The sequence below is a fragment of the Pantoea sp. X-Soil-ISGK-355 genome, from assembly GCF_059730805.1.
This window is the reverse complement of sequence record NZ_AP035971.1, coordinates 1,016,176-1,033,940: the sequence shown is the minus strand read 5'-3', so window position 1 is coordinate 1,033,940 and position 17,765 is coordinate 1,016,176. Positions and strand designations below refer to the sequence as shown.

15 protein-coding genes are annotated in these 17,765 nt (G+C 52.2%); 8 read left to right on the top strand and 7 right to left on the bottom strand.

Going from position 1 to position 17,765, the window contains the following annotated elements:
- Nucleotides 1-235 precede the first annotated feature (235 nt).
- The 6 genes from hupB to bolA all read right to left on the bottom strand — a co-directional run bounded on the left by hupB (nt 236) and on the right by bolA (nt 7,543).
- The gene (hupB, locus tag AC6I8J_RS04555; RefSeq protein WP_033731763.1) at nt 236-508 is read right to left on the bottom strand and encodes a nucleoid-associated protein HU-beta; all 273 of its coding nucleotides are present in this window, start codon (nt 506-508) and stop codon (nt 236-238) included.
- 214 nt (nt 509-722) lie between these two features.
- Entirely contained in the window at nt 723-3,077 is a 2,355-nt protein-coding gene (gene lon, locus AC6I8J_RS04550) for an endopeptidase La (protein ID WP_497825127.1), read from the bottom strand.
- Nucleotides 3,078-3,263: 186 nt separating this feature from the next.
- Entirely contained in the window at nt 3,264-4,535 is a 1,272-nt protein-coding gene (gene clpX / locus AC6I8J_RS04545) for an ATP-dependent protease ATP-binding subunit ClpX (protein ID WP_003850494.1), read from the bottom strand.
- Nucleotides 4,536-4,671: 136 nt separating this feature from the next.
- Entirely contained in the window at nt 4,672-5,295 is a 624-nt protein-coding gene (gene clpP, locus AC6I8J_RS04540; RefSeq protein WP_010255410.1) for an ATP-dependent Clp endopeptidase proteolytic subunit ClpP, read from the bottom strand.
- A gap of 335 nt (nt 5,296-5,630) precedes the next feature.
- Nucleotides 5,631-6,935: a trigger factor gene (tig, locus tag AC6I8J_RS04535; RefSeq protein ID WP_161736020.1), complete on the bottom strand. Its 1,305-nt coding sequence runs from the start codon at nt 6,933-6,935 to the stop codon at nt 5,631-5,633.
- A gap of 293 nt (nt 6,936-7,228) precedes the next feature.
- Entirely contained in the window at nt 7,229-7,543 is a 315-nt protein-coding gene (gene bolA / locus AC6I8J_RS04530) for a transcriptional regulator BolA (RefSeq protein ID WP_033731761.1), read from the bottom strand.
- A gap of 286 nt (nt 7,544-7,829) precedes the next feature.
- Here bolA and AC6I8J_RS04525 point away from each other — a divergent pair, with 286 nt between their 5' ends.
- The 8 genes from AC6I8J_RS04525 to AC6I8J_RS04490 all read left to right on the top strand — a co-directional run bounded on the left by AC6I8J_RS04525 (nt 7,830) and on the right by AC6I8J_RS04490 (nt 16,658).
- Entirely contained in the window at nt 7,830-8,408 is a 579-nt protein-coding gene (locus AC6I8J_RS04525) for a lipoprotein (RefSeq protein ID WP_161736019.1), read from the top strand.
- A gap of 57 nt (nt 8,409-8,465) precedes the next feature.
- On the top strand, nt 8,466-9,956 hold the full coding sequence (ampG, locus tag AC6I8J_RS04520) for a muropeptide MFS transporter AmpG (RefSeq protein ID WP_253421214.1): 1,491 nt from the start codon (nt 8,466-8,468) through the stop codon (nt 9,954-9,956).
- A gap of 444 nt (nt 9,957-10,400) precedes the next feature.
- Nucleotides 10,401-11,327, top strand: coding sequence for a cytochrome o ubiquinol oxidase subunit II (gene cyoA, locus AC6I8J_RS04515; RefSeq protein WP_150037820.1), 927 nt, complete (start codon nt 10,401-10,403; stop codon nt 11,325-11,327).
- 4 nt (nt 11,328-11,331) lie between these two features.
- Nucleotides 11,332-13,314: a cytochrome o ubiquinol oxidase subunit I gene (gene cyoB / locus AC6I8J_RS04510; protein ID WP_013356988.1), complete on the top strand. Its 1,983-nt coding sequence runs from the start codon at nt 11,332-11,334 to the stop codon at nt 13,312-13,314.
- Entirely contained in the window at nt 13,314-13,931 is a 618-nt protein-coding gene (locus AC6I8J_RS04505) for a cytochrome o ubiquinol oxidase subunit III (RefSeq protein WP_009091720.1), read from the top strand. The genes cyoB and AC6I8J_RS04505 overlap by 1 nt, the downstream gene beginning before the upstream one ends.
- Nucleotides 13,931-14,260 carry a cytochrome o ubiquinol oxidase subunit IV gene (locus tag AC6I8J_RS04500; protein WP_008924889.1) on the top strand — a complete coding sequence of 110 codons (330 nt, stop codon included), beginning with the start codon at nt 13,931-13,933 and terminating at the stop codon, nt 14,258-14,260. Before AC6I8J_RS04505 ends, AC6I8J_RS04500 begins: the two co-directional genes overlap by 1 nt.
- A 13-nt stretch (nt 14,261-14,273) precedes the next feature.
- Nucleotides 14,274-15,161 (top strand): heme o synthase, encoded by an 888-nt coding sequence (gene cyoE / locus AC6I8J_RS04495; RefSeq protein WP_010255394.1) that lies wholly within the window; start codon nt 14,274-14,276, stop codon nt 15,159-15,161.
- A 132-nt stretch (nt 15,162-15,293) separates the two neighbouring features.
- On the top strand, nt 15,294-16,658 hold the full coding sequence (locus AC6I8J_RS04490) for an MFS transporter (RefSeq protein WP_222924431.1): 1,365 nt from the start codon (nt 15,294-15,296) through the stop codon (nt 16,656-16,658).
- 498 nt (nt 16,659-17,156) lie between these two features.
- Here the strand turns inward: AC6I8J_RS04490 and AC6I8J_RS04485 are convergent, their stop codons facing one another.
- A complete protein-coding gene (locus AC6I8J_RS04485; RefSeq protein WP_003852530.1) occupies nt 17,157-17,648 on the bottom strand; it encodes a YajQ family cyclic di-GMP-binding protein in 492 nt (163 codons plus the stop codon).
- Nucleotides 17,649-17,765 lie beyond the last annotated feature (117 nt).

Sequence of the window (17,765 nt, the reverse complement as noted above, 5' to 3'; positions counted from 1 at the left end):
CTCCGCTGTAGTGTGAATGTAAAGCTCGGTCGCAACTCGCCACTGGCTGGCGACTCACGTAACTGCTGGCTTGGCTGGCAGTCTCAATACGGTCCAGGTCCATCTTACGACCCGATTCTCACCGGTTAAAACAAAAAAGGCACATCTCATTGATGTGCCCGTATGTTACATGAGAACGGGTTAATCGTCCTCTAATCCACTGAAGAAAATGCGTCAATGAATCTATTCGTTGTTATTAATTGACAGCGTCTTTCAATGCTTTACCAGCACGGAAACCCGGTACTTTACCAGCCGGGATGGTGATTTCTTTACCGGTTTGCGGATTGCGGCCGGTACGTGCAGCGCGGTCACGCACAGAGAATGTGCCGAAACCCACCAGAGCCACTTCATCACCCTCTTTCAGCGCATCTGAAACTGAGCCCATAAATGCATCTAAAACACGTCCTGCTGCAGCTTTAGAAATATCAGCATCGGCAGCAATTTTGTCGATCAATTGTGACTTATTCACTCTCTTCATCCCCTCTTTTATTATTTCACATCGTACCGGGCTTCCGGCCGGGTACGAACGCGCAGCAAGTTATATCAAGCCTGTGGAGCCGAAACAACGGAATTTCTCTGAGAACGTCGCATCGACAGCCACCTAAATTAGCGGCACAAAAAAAAGCTGGCAAGCGCCAATTGCCTTGCCAGCTCCGCTTTTTAACGGTTTATGCCGTTAATCACTATTTTGCTGTTGCGACCTGCATGCCGTAAGGCGCATTTTCCAGTGCCAGATTCAGCACCTCTTCAATGCGTTTCACCGGATGGATCTCCAGATCGGCAATCACGTTCTGTGGAATCTCTTCCAGATCACGCTTGTTGTCGTCCGGGATCAGCACGGTTTTAATGCCACCACGGTGTGCTGCCAGCAGTTTCTCTTTCAGACCGCCAATCGGCAGAACCTGACCACGCAGGGTGATTTCACCGGTCATAGCGACATCCGCACGCACCGGGTTACCGGTCAGACAAGAGACCAGCGCGGTACACATTGCGATACCGGCACTCGGGCCATCTTTCGGTGTGGCGCCTTCTGGCACGTGAACGTGAATATCACGTTTTTCGTAGAAGTCACCATTAATGCCCAGTTTCTCGGCACGGGCACGCACCACGGTCAGCGCAGCCTGAATCGACTCCTGCATCACTTCACCCAGGGAGCCGGTGTAAGTCAGCTTGCCTTTACCCGGTACACACGCAGTTTCGATGGTCAGCAGATCGCCGCCCACTTCCGTCCACGCCAGGCCAGTGACCTGACCCACACGGTTTTCACTGTCAGCACGGCCGTAGTCGAAGCGCTGTACGCCCAGGAAGTCCTTGAGGTTTTCACCGTTGATGGTGATGTGCTTTTTCGTCTTGTCCATCAGCAGTGATTTCACCGCTTTACGGCACAATTTCGACAGCTCACGCTCAAGACTACGCACGCCAGCTTCACGGGTGTAGTAACGGATAATGCCGACAATCGCGCTGTCTTCAACCGTAATTTCACTGACTTTCAGCGCGTTGCGCTCAATCTGCTTGGTCAGCAGATGCTGCTTAGCGATGTTCAGTTTCTCATCTTCGGTATAACCCGACAGACGAATCACTTCCATACGGTCCAGCAGCGGTGCCGGGATGTTCATTGAGTTCGACGTTGCCACGAACATGACATCAGAGAGGTCATAGTCGACTTCCAGATAGTGGTCGTTGAACGCAATGTTCTGCTCAGGATCAAGCACTTCCAGCAGCGCTGAAGCAGGATCGCCGCGCATGTCCGAAGACATTTTGTCGATCTCATCCAGCAGGAACAGCGGGTTTTTAACCCCGACTTTCGCCATTTTCTGGATGAGTTTACCCGGCATAGAGCCGATGTAAGTACGACGGTGACCACGGATTTCCGCTTCATCACGCACGCCACCCAGCGCCATACGCACATATTTACGTCCGGTCGCTTTGGCGATCGACTGACCGAGGGACGTTTTACCTACCCCTGGCGGTCCGACCAGGCACAGAATCGGCCCTTTGATTTTGCTGACACGACTCTGAACCGCAAGATACTCAAGAATACGATCCTTCACGCGCTCCAGGCCGTAATGGTCAGTGTCCAGCGTCTCCTGCGCTTTACGCAGATCTTTCTTCACTTTGCTGCGCGTGTTCCACGGAACCTGCACCATCCAGTCGATGTAGCCGCGAACCACGGTCGCTTCAGCGGACATCGGGGACATCATTTTCAGCTTCTGTAGCTCAGCTTCTGCTTTTTCACGCGCTTCTTCCGGCATTTTTGCCGCGTCGATTTTGCGTTTTAACGCTTCGTACTCGTCAGGCGCGTCGTCCATCTCACCGAGCTCTTTCTGAATCGCCTTCATCTGCTCATTCAGATAATACTCGCGCTGGCTCTTCTCCATCTGCTTCTTAACACGGTTGCGAATGCGCTTCTCAACCTGCAGCAGATCGATTTCAGATTCCATCATCGCCATCAGATATTCCAGACGCTCATTAACGTCGGACATCTCCAGCACAGACTGTTTGTCTGCCAGTTTCAGTGGCATATGCGCTGCAACGGTGTCAGCAAGGCGGGCCGCATCGTCAATGTTATTCAGTGAGGTTAAAACCTCGGGTGGGATCTTTTTATTGAGTTTGATGTAGCCTTCAAACTGATTGATCGCCGTACGCACCAGCACTTCCTGCTCGCGCTCTTCAATCTCTGGCGAAACCAGATATTCAGCTTGTGCAACAAAATGGTCACCGTTGTCGGCCAGCGTCGTAATATGGGCGCGCTGTAAACCTTCTACCAGGACTTTGACAGTGCCATCCGGCAGTTTCAGCATTTGCAATACTGATGCAACGGTCCCTACTGAAAAGAGATCGTTAATGCCAGGTTCATCCGTTGAAGCCTCTTTCTGTGCGACCAGCATGATTTTTTTATCATGATCCATTGCGGCTTCAAGGCACCGAATTGATTTTTCCCGGCCAACAAACAACGGAATTACCATGTGCGGATAAACCACCACGTCGCGCAGCGGCAACACGGGGATTTCAATGCGTTCAGAACGCTCAGGATTCATAGAGCTCTCTCTTTGTTTAATGTCCGCCAGGTGATGGGAACCGCATCAGGCAGGTATGCAGTTAAACCCACAGGTATCTGAGTATATGGGGATGATTGTCCGACATTCAACGTCACAGAGGCGAGAAAAGCAAAAGGGGAAACATTTTCCCCTTTTTTAATTGAACAACATGGACGATCTGTTTAATTATTCGCCAGATGCCTGCGCTTCATGCTTGCCGTAGATCAACATGGGCTCAGACTGACCTTCAATAACTGATTCATCAATCACTACTTTTTCCACGTCATCCATGGAAGGCAGGTCATACATGGTTTCCAGCAGCGCACCTTCAACAATAGAACGCAGACCACGAGCACCGGTTTTACGTGACATCGCTTTCTTCGCGATAGCGGTTAATGCCTCGTCACGGAACTCCAGTTCAACTCCTTCCAGGTTAAACAGCGCCTGGTACTGTTTGGTCAGAGCGTTTTTCGGCTCACGCAGAATCTGAATCAGCGCTTCTTCACTCAGCTCGCTCAGGGTCGCGACCACAGGCAGACGACCGATGAACTCAGGGATCAGACCAAACTTGATCAAATCTTCAGGTTCACACTGTGAAAGCAGTTCACCTTCGCTGGCTTTCTGTGACTTCCCTTTCACGGTGGCACCAAAACCAATACCAGATCCGGTTTCCACGCGCTGGGAGATCACTTTGTCCAGGCCGGCGAATGCGCCGCCGCAGATAAACAGAATTTTCGAGGTATCAACCTGCAAGAATTCCTGTTGCGGATGCTTACGTCCACCCTGCGGCGGAACGGCAGCCACGGTGCCTTCAATCAGTTTAAGCAGAGCCTGCTGTACACCTTCGCCTGACACGTCACGGGTAATCGACGGGTTATCAGACTTGCGAGAGATTTTATCGATTTCATCGATATAAACGATGCCGCGCTGTGCTTTCTGTACGTCGTAATCACATTTCTGCAGCAGTTTCTGGATGATGTTTTCAACGTCTTCACCCACGTAACCGGCTTCAGTCAGCGTGGTGGCGTCAGCCATAGTGAATGGCACATCCAGCAGGCGCGCCAGCGTTTCTGCCAGCAGCGTTTTACCACTACCGGTCGGGCCAATCAGCAGAATGTTACTTTTGCCCAGTTCGATGCCATTGCTGGTATCGCCGTTACGCAAACGCTTGTAGTGGTTGTAAACCGCAACCGCCAGCACTTTCTTCGCTCTTTCCTGACCGATAACATAATCATCGAGGTGATGGCGAATTTCATGTGGGGTTGGCAACGCACTGCGTTCACGATGCGGGGCAACTTCTTTAATCTCTTCGCGAATGATGTCGTTGCACAGGTCAACACACTCATCGCAGATATACACTGACGGCCCGGCAATCAGCTTACGCACTTCATGCTGGCTTTTGCCGCAAAAAGAGCAGTACAGCAACTTTCCTGAACCGTCTTTGCGCTTATCTGTCATCAGTTAACCTCTTCTTGTTCTCAGGCCATACCCGCGTACGGCTCAGGCCGTACAGGGACGGCCGAAATTCATTCAACCCATAAATAGTACCGTTGTCCTGTTAACTATAGACCAGTGACAACGGTAAGTCGGGGTCTTATTGGCGATGCGTCAGAATTGAATCGACTAATCCATACTCTACCGCTTCATTTGCAGAGAGGAAACGATCACGCTCGGTATCACGCTCAATTTCTTCCAGCGTTTTACCGGTATGCTCAGCCATCAGCTCATTCATGCGCTGTTTAACTTTAAGGATTTCACGCGCATGGATTTCAATGTCTGACGCCTGGCCCTGATAGCCGCCCAGCGGCTGGTGGATCATCACGCGCGAGTTTGGCAGACAGAAACGCTTCCCTTTAGTGCCCGCTGTCAGCAGAAACGCCCCCATTGAACAGGCCTGTCCCATACAGATGGTGCTGACATCCGGTTTGATAAATTTCATGGTGTCGTAAATCGACATACCGGCCGTGATCACACCGCCTGGCGAGTTGATGTAGAGATAGATATCTTTTTCCGGGTTCTCAGCTTCCAGAAACAGCATCTGCGCCACGATCAGATTAGCCATGTGGTCTTCAACCTGACCGGTCAGAAAAATGACGCGCTCTTTCAGCAGACGGGAGTAGATGTCGTAAGAACGCTCACCACGCGAAGTTTGTTCAACCACCATTGGCACCAGCGCATTGTGCGGTGCAGTATATTCACGATCGCCACTGTATGACATTACCGTCTCCTGGATAAATTTCATTGGCAACATTCTGTACCGATTCTACGTAAGACGCTCGGGAAACTCCACGTCGCACCTTTTCCGACACCTTCAGGACGGTTAATCAGCCAGCCTCACTCTCATTTCTGCATACTCCCACTATCTGGGGATGCTGCACGCATGTTTCAAGCATAACAATCTTTTCCCTGTTCGCTAACCCGGAAAAAGCGATGCGTGAATAATTTGCCGATTAATTAAGCAAATAGCGGCGAAGCGTCGCGTTCTGTACGCAAAATACAAAAAAGCCCGCGACTTTTCAGTCACGGGCTTAGCACAGACGGTTAACTGCGTGATCAGGCCTGAGCGGTCTGATTCATCAGATCCTGGAAGTTGGTCTCTTTCTCGGTCACTTTAGCTTTCGCCAGGACCGCTTCAACCGCTTGCTCTTCCAGCGCGACGTTGCGCATATTGTTCATCAGCTCGTTATTCTTGCTGTAGAACTCGATGACTTCTTTCGGATCTTCATACGCAGAAGCCATCTCTTCGATCATGGTGTTCACGCGCGCTTCGTCAGCTTTCAGCTCGTGGGTACGAATCACTTCGCCCAGCAGCAGACCGACAACAACACGGCGTTTAGCCTGCTCTTCAAACAGTTCGCGTGGCAGTTCCAGCGCCTGCTGTTCGTTGCCACCGAAACGCTGTGCAGCCTGACGACGCAGAACATCGATTTCGCTGTCAACCAGCGCAGCTGGCACGTCGATTTCGTTCGCTTCAACCAGGCCGTCGATCGCCTGAGTTTTGATGCGGTTACGGATAGCGCCTTTCAGCTCGCGATCCATGTTCTTACGCACTTCAGTACGCAGACCGGCTACTGAACCATCTTCAACGCCGAAACGTTTGATGAACTCTTCAGTCAGCTCTGGCAGCTCACGCGTTTCAACTTTCTTCAGCACGATCTCGAACTTCGCATCTTTCCCTTTCAGGGTTTCTGCGTGGTAGTCGTCCGGGAATTTCACGTCGATAGTGAACGTTTCGCCCGCTTTGTGACCCACAACGCCTTCTTCAAAGCCTGGGATCATGCGGCCCTGGCCCATGGCCAGAACGAAATCAGTGGCTTTGCCGCCTTCGAACTCTTCACCGTCAACAGAACCGTTGAAATCGATAGTTGCACGATCTTCCGGGCCTGCAGCTGCGTCGCTTTCGATCCAGTTGGCCTGCTGCTTGCGCAGAGTATCCAGCATGGCATCAACATCAGCATCAGTTACTTCAACGACAGGTTTTTCGACTTCGATGTTTTCCAGGCCTTTCAGCTCAACTTCCGGATAGACTTCGAATTCAACCGCGTAGGTGAAATCCTGGCCTTCTTTGTATTCGCCCGGCACATAGTTTGGTGCGCCAGCCGGATTAATTTTTTCTTTGATGATGGCGTCAACAAAGTTGCGCGTCATCAGCTCGCCCAGCACGTCCTGACGGACAGAAGCGCCGTAACGCTGCGCCACGATGTTCATCGGCACTTTGCCTTTACGGAAACCATCGATGCGAACTTTCCTGGCAACGTCAACCAGTTCTTTTTTTACTGCGCTTTCGATGCTGTCAGCTGCAACAGTAATCGTAATGCGACGGCCCAGGCCCTGAGTGGTCTCTACAGAAACTTGCATCTTGTTACCTCAAAAAATCACGTGCTCGGTCAACTTCAGACACCACACATAGTGAAATGCGCCGTATCCAACAACCGGGACGGCTTCCGTGAAGAGAACCTGATCCCTGTTACCAGAAGCGTCCCGAAGACATTCCGGAAAAATAGACGCAGCATTATAGCGGCATCGCTGGAATGAGTCGAGGACGCTAACTCACCACTTTTCAGCAGGTTTGCTGCTTTTTTGAGCCAGGGATCGCGTTTTTCGCTAAATTACAGAAAAAACGGCCAGCAGGCCGTTTCAGAGGAGGGAGATCAGGCGAGACTTCCGGCACCACGACAGTTAGGCGAAGCCAGAACGGTATCCTGCAACCCTTCCCACTCTTTCAGGGTGTAAGTATGCAGGGCTAAGGCATGGACACTGCCCGCTAATTCAGCCGCCAGTTCGCTATAAATCAGACGATGACGCGCCAGGAAGCGCTGGCCTGCAAAGCAGTCGCTGACAATCACCACTTTGAAGTGACTTTCCGATCCGGCAGGCACGTTGTGCCGGTAACTTTCGTCATGCACTTCCAGATGAGCTGGCTGAAACGCCACACGCAGCTTTTCTTCTATTTGTTCGCGGATCATGGCTATTACTCCTCAATGGCGAGCGCGGTGCCCCATCTCATTCAATCTTAGTCGCTTTTAGTGCGCTTACCCGCCGGCGGACGCTAAATATTGCATTTTATGTCAGCCCGCTTCTGGTGTGCATCATAACGCAGTCGAAACCATCAGCAAACCTGCCTGTCAGAGAAGAGGCTTAAAACGGTTTCAGAGACAATTTCACCCGCAACAGGGCTTTTTTCACTGCCGGGCAATGCTATGATGGCCGCAGTTTTTGCAAACCAACCCCCTGACACCAACGAGAAAAAGTATGTTGAAAAAACTGTTATTCCCACTGTTGGCTGCGTTCATTTTAGCCGGCTGTGCAACCAGCAATAATACCCTCACTATCCAGCCTAAAATTCAGCTGCCGCAGCAGGATCCCGGCCTGATGGGCGTGACCGTGAGCATCAACGGTGCCGACCAGCGTAAAGATCAGGCGCTGGCAAAAGTTAACCGTGATGGTCAGTTAGTGACCCTGACGCCTTCGCGCGATCTCCGTTTCCTGCTGCAGGAAGTGCTGGAGAAGCAGATGACCGCACGTGGTTATATGATTGGTCCTGATGGCGCGGTCGATCTGCAGATTGTGGTTAACAATCTCTACGCTGACGTGACGCAGGGCAATGTGCGCTACAGCATCACTACCAAAGCGGACATCTCTATTATTGCGACCGCGAAAAATGGCAACAAGCAGGTTAAAAACTACCGCCAGACTTACAGCGTAGAAGGCGCATTCAACGCCAATAACCAGAAGATTACTGACGCGGTGAACGCCACCATGAGCGATGTGATTGCGGATATGGCACAGGACACCAGCGTTAACGACTTCATCAAGCAGAACGCCCGTTAATATCGTCTCACCTCTGCCCTGCCTCGTGCAGGGCTTTTTGTTATCTGCAGGATCCGCATGAACCACTATCTTCGCCTCTTCAGCCAGAAAAATGCCGCCGTACTACTGCTACTTGGTTTTGCTTCCGGACTGCCGCTGGCACTGACTTCGGGCACGTTGCAGGCGTGGATGACGGTGGAAAATGTTGATCTGAAAACTATCGGCTTCTTTTCGCTGGTCGGCCAGGCCTATGTCTTTAAATTTCTCTGGTCGCCGATGATGGACCGCTATACGCCGCCGTTTCTGGGCCGGCGTCGCGGCTGGTTACTGCTGAGTCAGCTGGCGCTGGCAGGCGGGATTGTCGCGATGGGATTTCTGCAGCCAGAACGCGATCTGACCCTGATGGCGGCGCTGGCAGTGCTGATCGCTTTCTGCTCCGCCTCCCAGGACATCGTTTTTGACGCCTGGAAAACGGATATTCTGCCACCTGAAGAGCGCGGCAGCGGCGCAGCCATTACCGTGCTGGGCTATCGGCTGGCGATGCTGATTTCAGGCGGGCTGGCCTTGTGGCTGGCTGACCGTTATCTGGGCTGGCAGGCGACCTACTGGTTGATGGCGCTGATGATGGTGCCGGGCATTATTGCCACACTGATGGCGAGCGAGCCGGACACACGGACTTCCACCCCGCATTCACTGCGACAGGCAGTTGTCGATCCGCTCAAGGATTTCTTTCAGCGCAACAACGCCTGGCTACTCATTACGCTGATTATTCTCTACAAGCTGGGCGATGCCTTTGCCGCCTCACTGACGACTACCTTTCTGATCCGCGGCGTCGGGTTCAATGCCGGTGACGTCGGCCTGGTCAATAAGACGCTGGGTCTGCTGGCGACCATTATCGGCGCGCTTTATGGCGGCGTACTGATGCAGCGTCTGAGCCTGTTCCGGGCGCTAATGATTTTCGGTCTGCTGCAGGCTGTCTCGAACTTTGGTTACTGGCTGCTGGCAGTGACCGACAAACAGTTGTGGAGCATGGCCAGTGCAGTCTTTGTCGAAAACCTCTGCGGCGGCATGGGCACCGCGGCCTTTGTCGCATTATTAATGACGCTGTGCAATAAGTCGTTCTCAGCCACCCAGTTTGCCCTGTTATCGGCGCTCTCCGCAGTCGGCCGGGTCTATGTCGGCCCGGCGGCGGGCTGGCTGGTGGAACTCTGGGGCTGGCCGACATTCTATGCTTTCACGGTGATGGCGGGTCTGCCAGGCCTGGTGCTGCTGGCTTTTTGCCGGCAAACATTGAATCAGGTCGAGCAGAGTGGCAATTTCCTCACACGTAGCTACTATCCTCATGGCTATCGCTGGACTAATCGTCTGTTTGCAGCTGGCTGCGGCGTGCTGGCTCTCTGGCTGGTCGTGCTGGCACTGAATGCACTGGGGCTGACTGCGCTGGCACCGCTGCTGACCCGCCTGTTTGAGCTGGGCATGAGCCTCTCCCTGCTGGCGGTGTTTGCCGGGGTCTTGCTGGACTATCGGGCACTGAAGAGAACGCCGGTGTTGCCCGCGTCAGATGCTTAAGTGAAATCGATAGGTTAACGGGGTGCGGCTTATTTTTTGACATCCGGATAAGTCGCCGTCATTTATCATCGCGTGTTATTTTTAAAAAATAAGAATAGATCCTGAGGAGGCGTAGCGGAAATACTAAAAACCGGTTAGCAATTACTTTAGTTAAATTTCATCGCGCAAATGATGCAGACTTGTTAAATATTTGGGAGTTAAAAGTAAGGGTTATTCCTTTCCCTGATTTTTTTACGGTTACTTCCATTGGTTTTTGTTATATTGATGCCAACTGCTTGTCTGCGTTAATTATTTGTCACCTGGCGCAACATCTGTGACACCCTTAGCAAAAGGTGTCAACACGTATCTGACACATCCTTAAGCTGGTTTACACTGCATAAACCTTCCCGTAAAATGCGCGCACACTTAAACGACAATAGAGCCCTTTGTCATTGAGGTCGTTAAATGAGACTCAGTAAATACAATAAAAGTTTGGGGATTTTGTCATTAATTGCAGGCACTTTATTAATGAGTGGCTGCGATAGTGCATTGTTAAATCCCAAAGGACAGATTGCACTGGAGCAACGTTCGCTGATACTGACTGCCTTTGGCCTGATGTTGATCGTCGTGATTCCCGCAGTCCTGATGGCCGTGGTGTTTGCCTGGAAGTATCGGGCGTCCAACACGAATGCGAAGTACAGCCCTAACTGGTCACACTCTAACAAAGTGGAAGCCGTGGTCTGGACCATTCCGATCCTGATCATTCTCTTCCTCAGCGTACTGACCTGGAAATCAACCCACGCACTGGAGCCCAGCAAACCGCTGCAATCTGATGTGAAACCGGTTGAGATCGATGTGGTTGCACTGGACTGGAAATGGTTGTTCATTTACCCGGAACAGGGTATTGCGACTGTGAACCAGATTGCCTTCCCGGCAAATACTCCGGTGAACTTCAAAATCACCTCTAACTCCGTCATGAACTCTTTCTTCATTCCAACACTCGGCAGCCAGATTTATGCGATGGCGGGTATGCAGACCAAACTGCATCTGATTGCGAATGAGCCAGGCACGTTCGACGGTATCTCTGCGAACTTTAGTGGTCGTGGTTTCTCTGGCATGAAGTTTAAAGCCATTGCAACCAAAGACGATGCGGAATTCCAGCAGTGGGTGGCTAAAGTTAAAGCAGCCCCTAACACGCTGACCACCATGGAAGATTTCGAGAAAGTGGCTGTGCCAAGCGAAAATCATCCGGTGGAATATTTCTCTTCAGCTGATCCGAAACTGTTCATGCAAGTCATCGACAAGTTCAAGATGAGCCACGGGAAAATGGACATGCCACAGCATGAAGGTATGGACATGAGTCACGCCGCTTCCGCGGGAGCCGAGGAATAATACGATGTTAGGAAAATTAACACTTGATGCAGTGCCGTACCATGAGCCGATTATCATGGTTACGGTTGCCGCTATCCTGATAGGTGGTGCTGCGCTGGTCGCTGCGCTTACCTATTTTGGTAAGTGGAAATACCTGTGGTCTGAATGGCTGACGTCAGTTGACCACAAACGTCTGGGTATCATGTATATCATCATGGCGTTCGTCATGCTGATTCGTGGTTTCGCTGATGCCATTATGATGCGTACCCAGCAGGTGATGGCTTCGGCCGGTGAAGCGGGCATCCTGCCACCGCACCACTACGACCAGATCTTTACCGCGCACGGCGTGATTATGATCTTCTTCGTGGCGATGCCTTTCGTGGTTGGCCTGATGAACATCGCCGTTCCGTTGCAGATTGGTGCACGTGACGTTGCGTTCCCCTTCCTGAACAACCTGAGTTTCTGGTTTACCGCGGTCGGTGTGATCCTGGTTAACCTGTCTCTGGGTGTGGGCGAGTTCGCACAGACCGGCTGGCTGGCTTATCCGCCGCTTTCCGGCGCGGAGTATAGTCCCGGCGTCGGGGTCGATTACTGGATCTGGAGCCTTCAGCTTTCAGGTATTGGTACGACCTTAACCGGTATTAACTTCTTTGTGACCATTCTGAAGATGCGCGCACCGGGCATGAGCCTGTTCAAAATGCCGGTATTTACCTGGACTGCGCTGTGCACCAACGTCCTGATCATCGCTGCGTTCCCGGTTCTGACCGTGACCCTGGCGCTGTTGACCCTTGATCGTTATCTCGGCTTCCATTTCTTCACCAATGAAATGGGCGGCAACATGATGATGTATGTCAACCTGATCTGGGTCTGGGGCCATCCGGAAGTGTATATCCTGGTACTGCCGGTGTTTGGTGTGTTCGCAGAAATTACCGCGACCTTCTCCAAAAAACGTCTGTTTGGTTATACCTCACTGGTGTGGGCGACCATCGCCATTACCGTGCTGTCGTTCATCGTCTGGTTGCACCACTTCTTCACCATGGGTGCGGGTGCCAACGTTAACGCCTTCTTCGGTATTATGACGATGATCATCGCGATTCCGACCGGGGTTAAAATCTTTAACTGGCTGTTCACCATGTATCAGGGCCGCATTCAGATGCACTCTGCCATGCTGTGGACCGTTGGCTTCCTGGTAACCTTCTCTGTAGGGGGTATGACCGGCGTACTGCTGGCCGTTCCGGGCGCTGACTTCATTCTGCACAACAGCCTGTTCCTGATTGCACACTTCCACAACGTAATCATCGGTGGTGTAGTCTTCGGTTGTATGGCGGGCGTGACCTACTGGTTCCCGAAAGCATTCGGCTTCACCCTGAACGAAACCTGGGGTAAGCGCGCATTCTGGTTCTGGATCATTGGCTTCTTCGTTGCCTTTATGCCGCTGTACGCACTGGGCTTCATGGGTATGACCCGTCGTCTGAGCCAGGATATCGATCCACAGTTCCATCCTCTGCTGGTGGTTGCTGCGGTTGGTGCGGGTCTGATTGCGCTGGGTATCCTGTGTCAGCTGACCATGTTCTACGTCTCGGTACGTGACCGCGACCAGAACCGTGATGTGACAGGTGACCCGTGGGGCGGTCGTACGCTGGAGTGGGCAACCTCTTCACCACCACCGTTCTATAACTTTGCTGTGATCCCACATGTCCACGAGCGTGATGCGTTCTGGGAAATGAAAGAGAAAGGCGAAGCGTATAAGCAGCCGGCATCGTATGAAGAGATTCATATGCCGAAAAACAGTGGTGCGGCAATCGTCATCTGTGCATTCGCTACTGTGATGGGCTTTGCGCTGATCTGGCATATCTGGTGGATGGCGGGTCTTTCATTCCTCGGCATGATCGTTACCTGGATCGTGAAGAGCTTCGACGAAGACGTGGATTACTACGTTCCGGTTGCCGAAGTTCAGAAGATTGAGAACCAGCACTTTGACGAAATCAGCAAAGCAGGTCTGAAATAATGTCAACTGAAACTCTGATTAAACATCACCACGACGCCCATGCGGAGCATGGGCATCACGATGCAGGAGCCAATAAAGTCTTTGGCTTCTGGATCTACCTGATGAGTGACTGCATTATCTTCGCAACCCTGTTTGCGACCTATGCCGTCATGGTCAACAACACTGCCGGTGGCCCGGCAGGTAAAGATATCTTTGAGCTGCCGTTTGTTCTGGTAGAAACCGCCCTGCTGCTGTTGAGTTCGATCACTTACGGCATGGCTGTTATCTCCATGAACAAGGAGCAAAAAGGTGCCGTTATCGGCTGGCTGGCGCTGACCTTCCTGTTCGGTCTGGGCTTCATCGGGATGGAAATCTATGAATTCCATCACCTGATTGCTGAAGGCTTTGGTCCGGATCGCAGTGGCTTCCTGTCTGGCTTCTTTACGCTGGTCGGTACCCACGGTCTGCACGTGACCTCCGGTCTGATCTGGATGCTGGTCCTGATGTTCCAGATTTCCAAACGTGGCCTGAACGCGACTAACCGTACCCGTATCATGTGTCTGAGCCTGTTCTGGCACTTCCTGGACGTGGTCTGGATTTGCGTCTTCACCGTTGTTTACCTGATGGGAGCCATGTAATGAGTCATTCTGTTAACGAACATGGCGCTTCACACGGTAGCGTGAAGTCCTACATGATCGGCTTCATCCTCTCTATCATTCTGACGGCGATCCCGTTCTGGATGGTAATGGATGGCAGTGCATCTCACGGTACTATCCTCGGTGTTGTTCTGGTGTGTGCGGTCATTCAGGTGCTGGTTCACCTGGTGTACTTCCTGCACTTAGACAGCAAATCTGAGGGTGGCTGGAACATGGTAGCCATTGTTTTCTCGGCCATCATCATCCTGATTGTCGTAGTAGGCTCACTGTGGATCATGTGGAACCTCAACTACAACATGATGCCTCACTAAAGAGTCACGCGTAATGTTTAAGCAATACCTGCAAGTTACAAAACCAGGAATTATTTTCGGGAATTTAATTTCTGTGATCGGCGGATTCCTGTTGGCCTCCAAAGGCAACACGGATTACGCCCTGTTTCTCATCACCCTGGTGGGCGTGTCACTGGTGGTTGCATCGGGTTGTGTTTTCAACAACGTGATTGACCGCGACATCGACATCAAGATGGAGAGAACCAGGAATCGGGTGCTGGTAAAAGGCCTTATCTCCGCGAAAGTAAGCCTGGTTTATGCCACTGTGCTGGGTATTGCTGGCTTTGCGTTGCTCTACTTCGGTGCTAATCCGCTGGCCATGTGGCTGGCGGTGATGGGCTTCGTGGTGTACGTGGGCATCTACAGCCTGTACATGAAGCGTAATTCCGTTTACGGAACGCTGATTGGCAGTCTGTCAGGTGCTGCGCCGCCAGTTATCGGCTACTGCGCGGTCTCTAACCAGTTTGATGCTGGCGCGTTGATCCTGCTGGCGATCTTTAGCCTGTGGCAGATGCCGCATTCGTACGCGATTGCTATCTTCCGCTTTAAAGATTACCAGGCAGCGAACATCCCGGTTCTGCCGGTGGTGAAAGGCATTTCCGTCGCGAAGAATCATATTACGCTCTATATCCTGGCGTTTATGATTGCCACGCTGATGCTGACGCTGGGCGGTTACGCAGGCTACAAATATCTGGTGGTGGCCGCTGCGGTCAGCGTCTGGTGGCTGGGCATGGCATTATCGGGTTATAAAACCGCAGATGACCGTGTCTGGGCGCGTAAGCTGTTTGTCTTCTCTATCGTGACCATCACCGCACTGAGCGTGATGATGTCAGTAGATTCGATGGCTCCGGCTTCGAAGGACCTGCTGACCTACGTCTGGTAACCGGCACCAATACAGCATGAAAAGGGCGCGATTTTCGCGCCCTTTCTTTTTGTTACCACTGCTTAAAAACTATTGTTTTACCCGCCCTGCCCCGCCCCCTAGAATAAAAGCAGCACATTAACAGAGGTTGGAATGAACGATAATAAAATGACTCCGGTGGAGCTGCGCGCCACATGGGGCCTCGGTACGGTCTTTTCCCTGCGAATGCTTGGAATGTTTATGGTCCTGCCGGTACTGACCACTTATGGCATGGCATTACAGGGCGCGAGTGAAACCTTAATTGGTCTGGCGATTGGCATCTATGGCCTTGCCCAGGCAATATTTCAGATTCCTTTTGGTCTGCTCTCTGATCGCATCGGCCGCAAGCCGTTGATCGTCGGCGGACTGTTGCTGTTTGTTCTGGGCAGTATTATCGCAGCCTGCACCGACTCCATCTGGGGCATTATACTGGGCCGGGCATTACAGGGCTCGGGCGCGATTGCCGCTGCCGTGATGGCACTGTTATCCGATTTAACCCGCGAGCAGAACCGCACCAAAGCGATGGCGTTTATCGGCATCAGTTTTGGTGTGACCTTCGCGATTGCGATGGTGGTCGGTCCGGTTGTGACTCATGCATTGGGTCTGCATGCGTTGTTCTGGATGATTGCGATCCTGGCATCGCTGGGCATCGTGATTACCCTGCTGGTAGTGCCATCTGCCTCCAATCATGTCCTGAACCGTGAATCGGGCATGGTGAAAGGCAGCTTCCGCAAAGTGATGGCTAACCCGCGTCTGGTGAAACTCAATATTGGTATTTTCTGCCTGCACGTCCTGCTAATGTCGAGCTTTGTTGCGTTGCCAGGGCAGTTTGAACAGGCCGGTTTCCCGGCACCCGAACACTGGAAAGTCTATCTCTCCACCATGCTGATCGCTTTTGCTGGCGTAGTCCCCTTCATCATTTATGCCGAAGTGAAGCGCCGCATGAAGCGTGTCTTTGTCGGCTGTGTCGGAATGATTGTGATTGCGGAGATCGTGCTCTGGGGTGCAGAAGGCCACTTCTGGACGCTGGTGGTGGGTGTTCAGCTCTTCTTCTTCGCCTTCAACCTGATGGAAGCGATTCTGCCTTCGCTGATCAGTAAAGAGTCGCCTGCAGGATACAAAGGTACGGCGATGGGGATTTATTCTACCAGCCAGTTCCTGGGTGTGGCTGTTGGCGGCAGCATGGGTGGCTGGGTGTTTGGTCATTTCGATGCACAGACCGTATTCCTGGTGGGCGCGATGGTGGCCGCAGCCTGGCTGTTTGTCAGCATGACGATGCAGGAGCCGCCTTATGTCAGCAGCCTTCGCATTGTGCTGAGTGATGCTGCACTGGCTGTGCCGAATCTGGAGCAGCGTCTGAAGGCTCAGAAAGGCGTTAATTCCGTGTTTATCGTGCCGGAAGAGAAAAGCGCGTATATCAAAATTGATAGTAAGGTCACCAGCCGGCCTGAGCTGGAAGCGCTGCTGGGGAGTTGCTAGCTTTAAAAAGTTTAGTGATAACGTCAGCTCGTTTCGCTTCAGGATCGAGCTGGCTCAGGGAACACGTTCAGATCGGAAAGACGCAAAAGCCGCCATCCGTGGCATGCTCGGCCCGCGCCGTCCTGGCGCGGGACGCTTTCCTCCTCTGACCGTGTCCCCTGCGCCCCTTAGCTTTTGCGTTGCTGCCAGGTTCAGCCGCATTTAAATTTCTGAGTAAATATCACCCAGCACAATCCTTCTTACAGACCACTAATCAGCTTAAAGCGATGGGAGCCTGTGCCTGTAGCAAAGCATCGCGGGCCAGGGATGGCCCGCGCTGAGCCAGCCATGGATGGCGCTTTTGCGTCTTTGCGAAAGGCACAGGCTTCCTGAGCCTGAACGCGATGTTCCAGACGACATCCATCTCACAAAGCGATATAAGCAAGGTGCTAACAAAAAACCCGGCCTGAGCCGGGTTTTTTATCACTGCATTCAGGCCAAAAAAACAGCCTCCCCCACTTAATCGCGGAAGTTTTTAAACTGGAACGGCTGGCCCAGATTGCTGCCGCGCACGATCGCCATCGCACCCTGCAAATCGTCACGCGCTTTACCGGTCACACGCAACGCTTCACCCTGAATCTGGGTCTGCACCTTCAGCTTGCTGTCTTTGATCAGCTTCACCAGCTTCTTCGCCACGTCGCTTTCAATGCCTTTCTTCAGTTTGGCATCGACCGCCCAGCTCTTGCCGCTGTGCTCAATCTCTTCCGGCACCTCTAAAGCACCGCCTTCAATCCCACGCTTCAGCAACTTCTCTCGCAAAATATCGACCAGTTGCTTAACCTGAAAATCGGACTCGCTGGTGATTTTGATGGTTTCATTCTTTTCGTTGAGCTCAAACTCGGCGCTCACGTTGCGGAAATCGAAGCGGGTAGACACTTCACGGTTGGCATTCTCCACCGCATTGCGAATTTCCTGCAGATCGACTTCTGAAACGATATCGAAAGATGGCATCTCTTCTTCTCCTGACGCTAAAGTGACATGCATAATACGCGTCTTAAGGTGCTAAATAAAATCAGGCTGCACACAACGCTATAATGTAAGTGTGACAGTAAATAACAGATGGCTAGC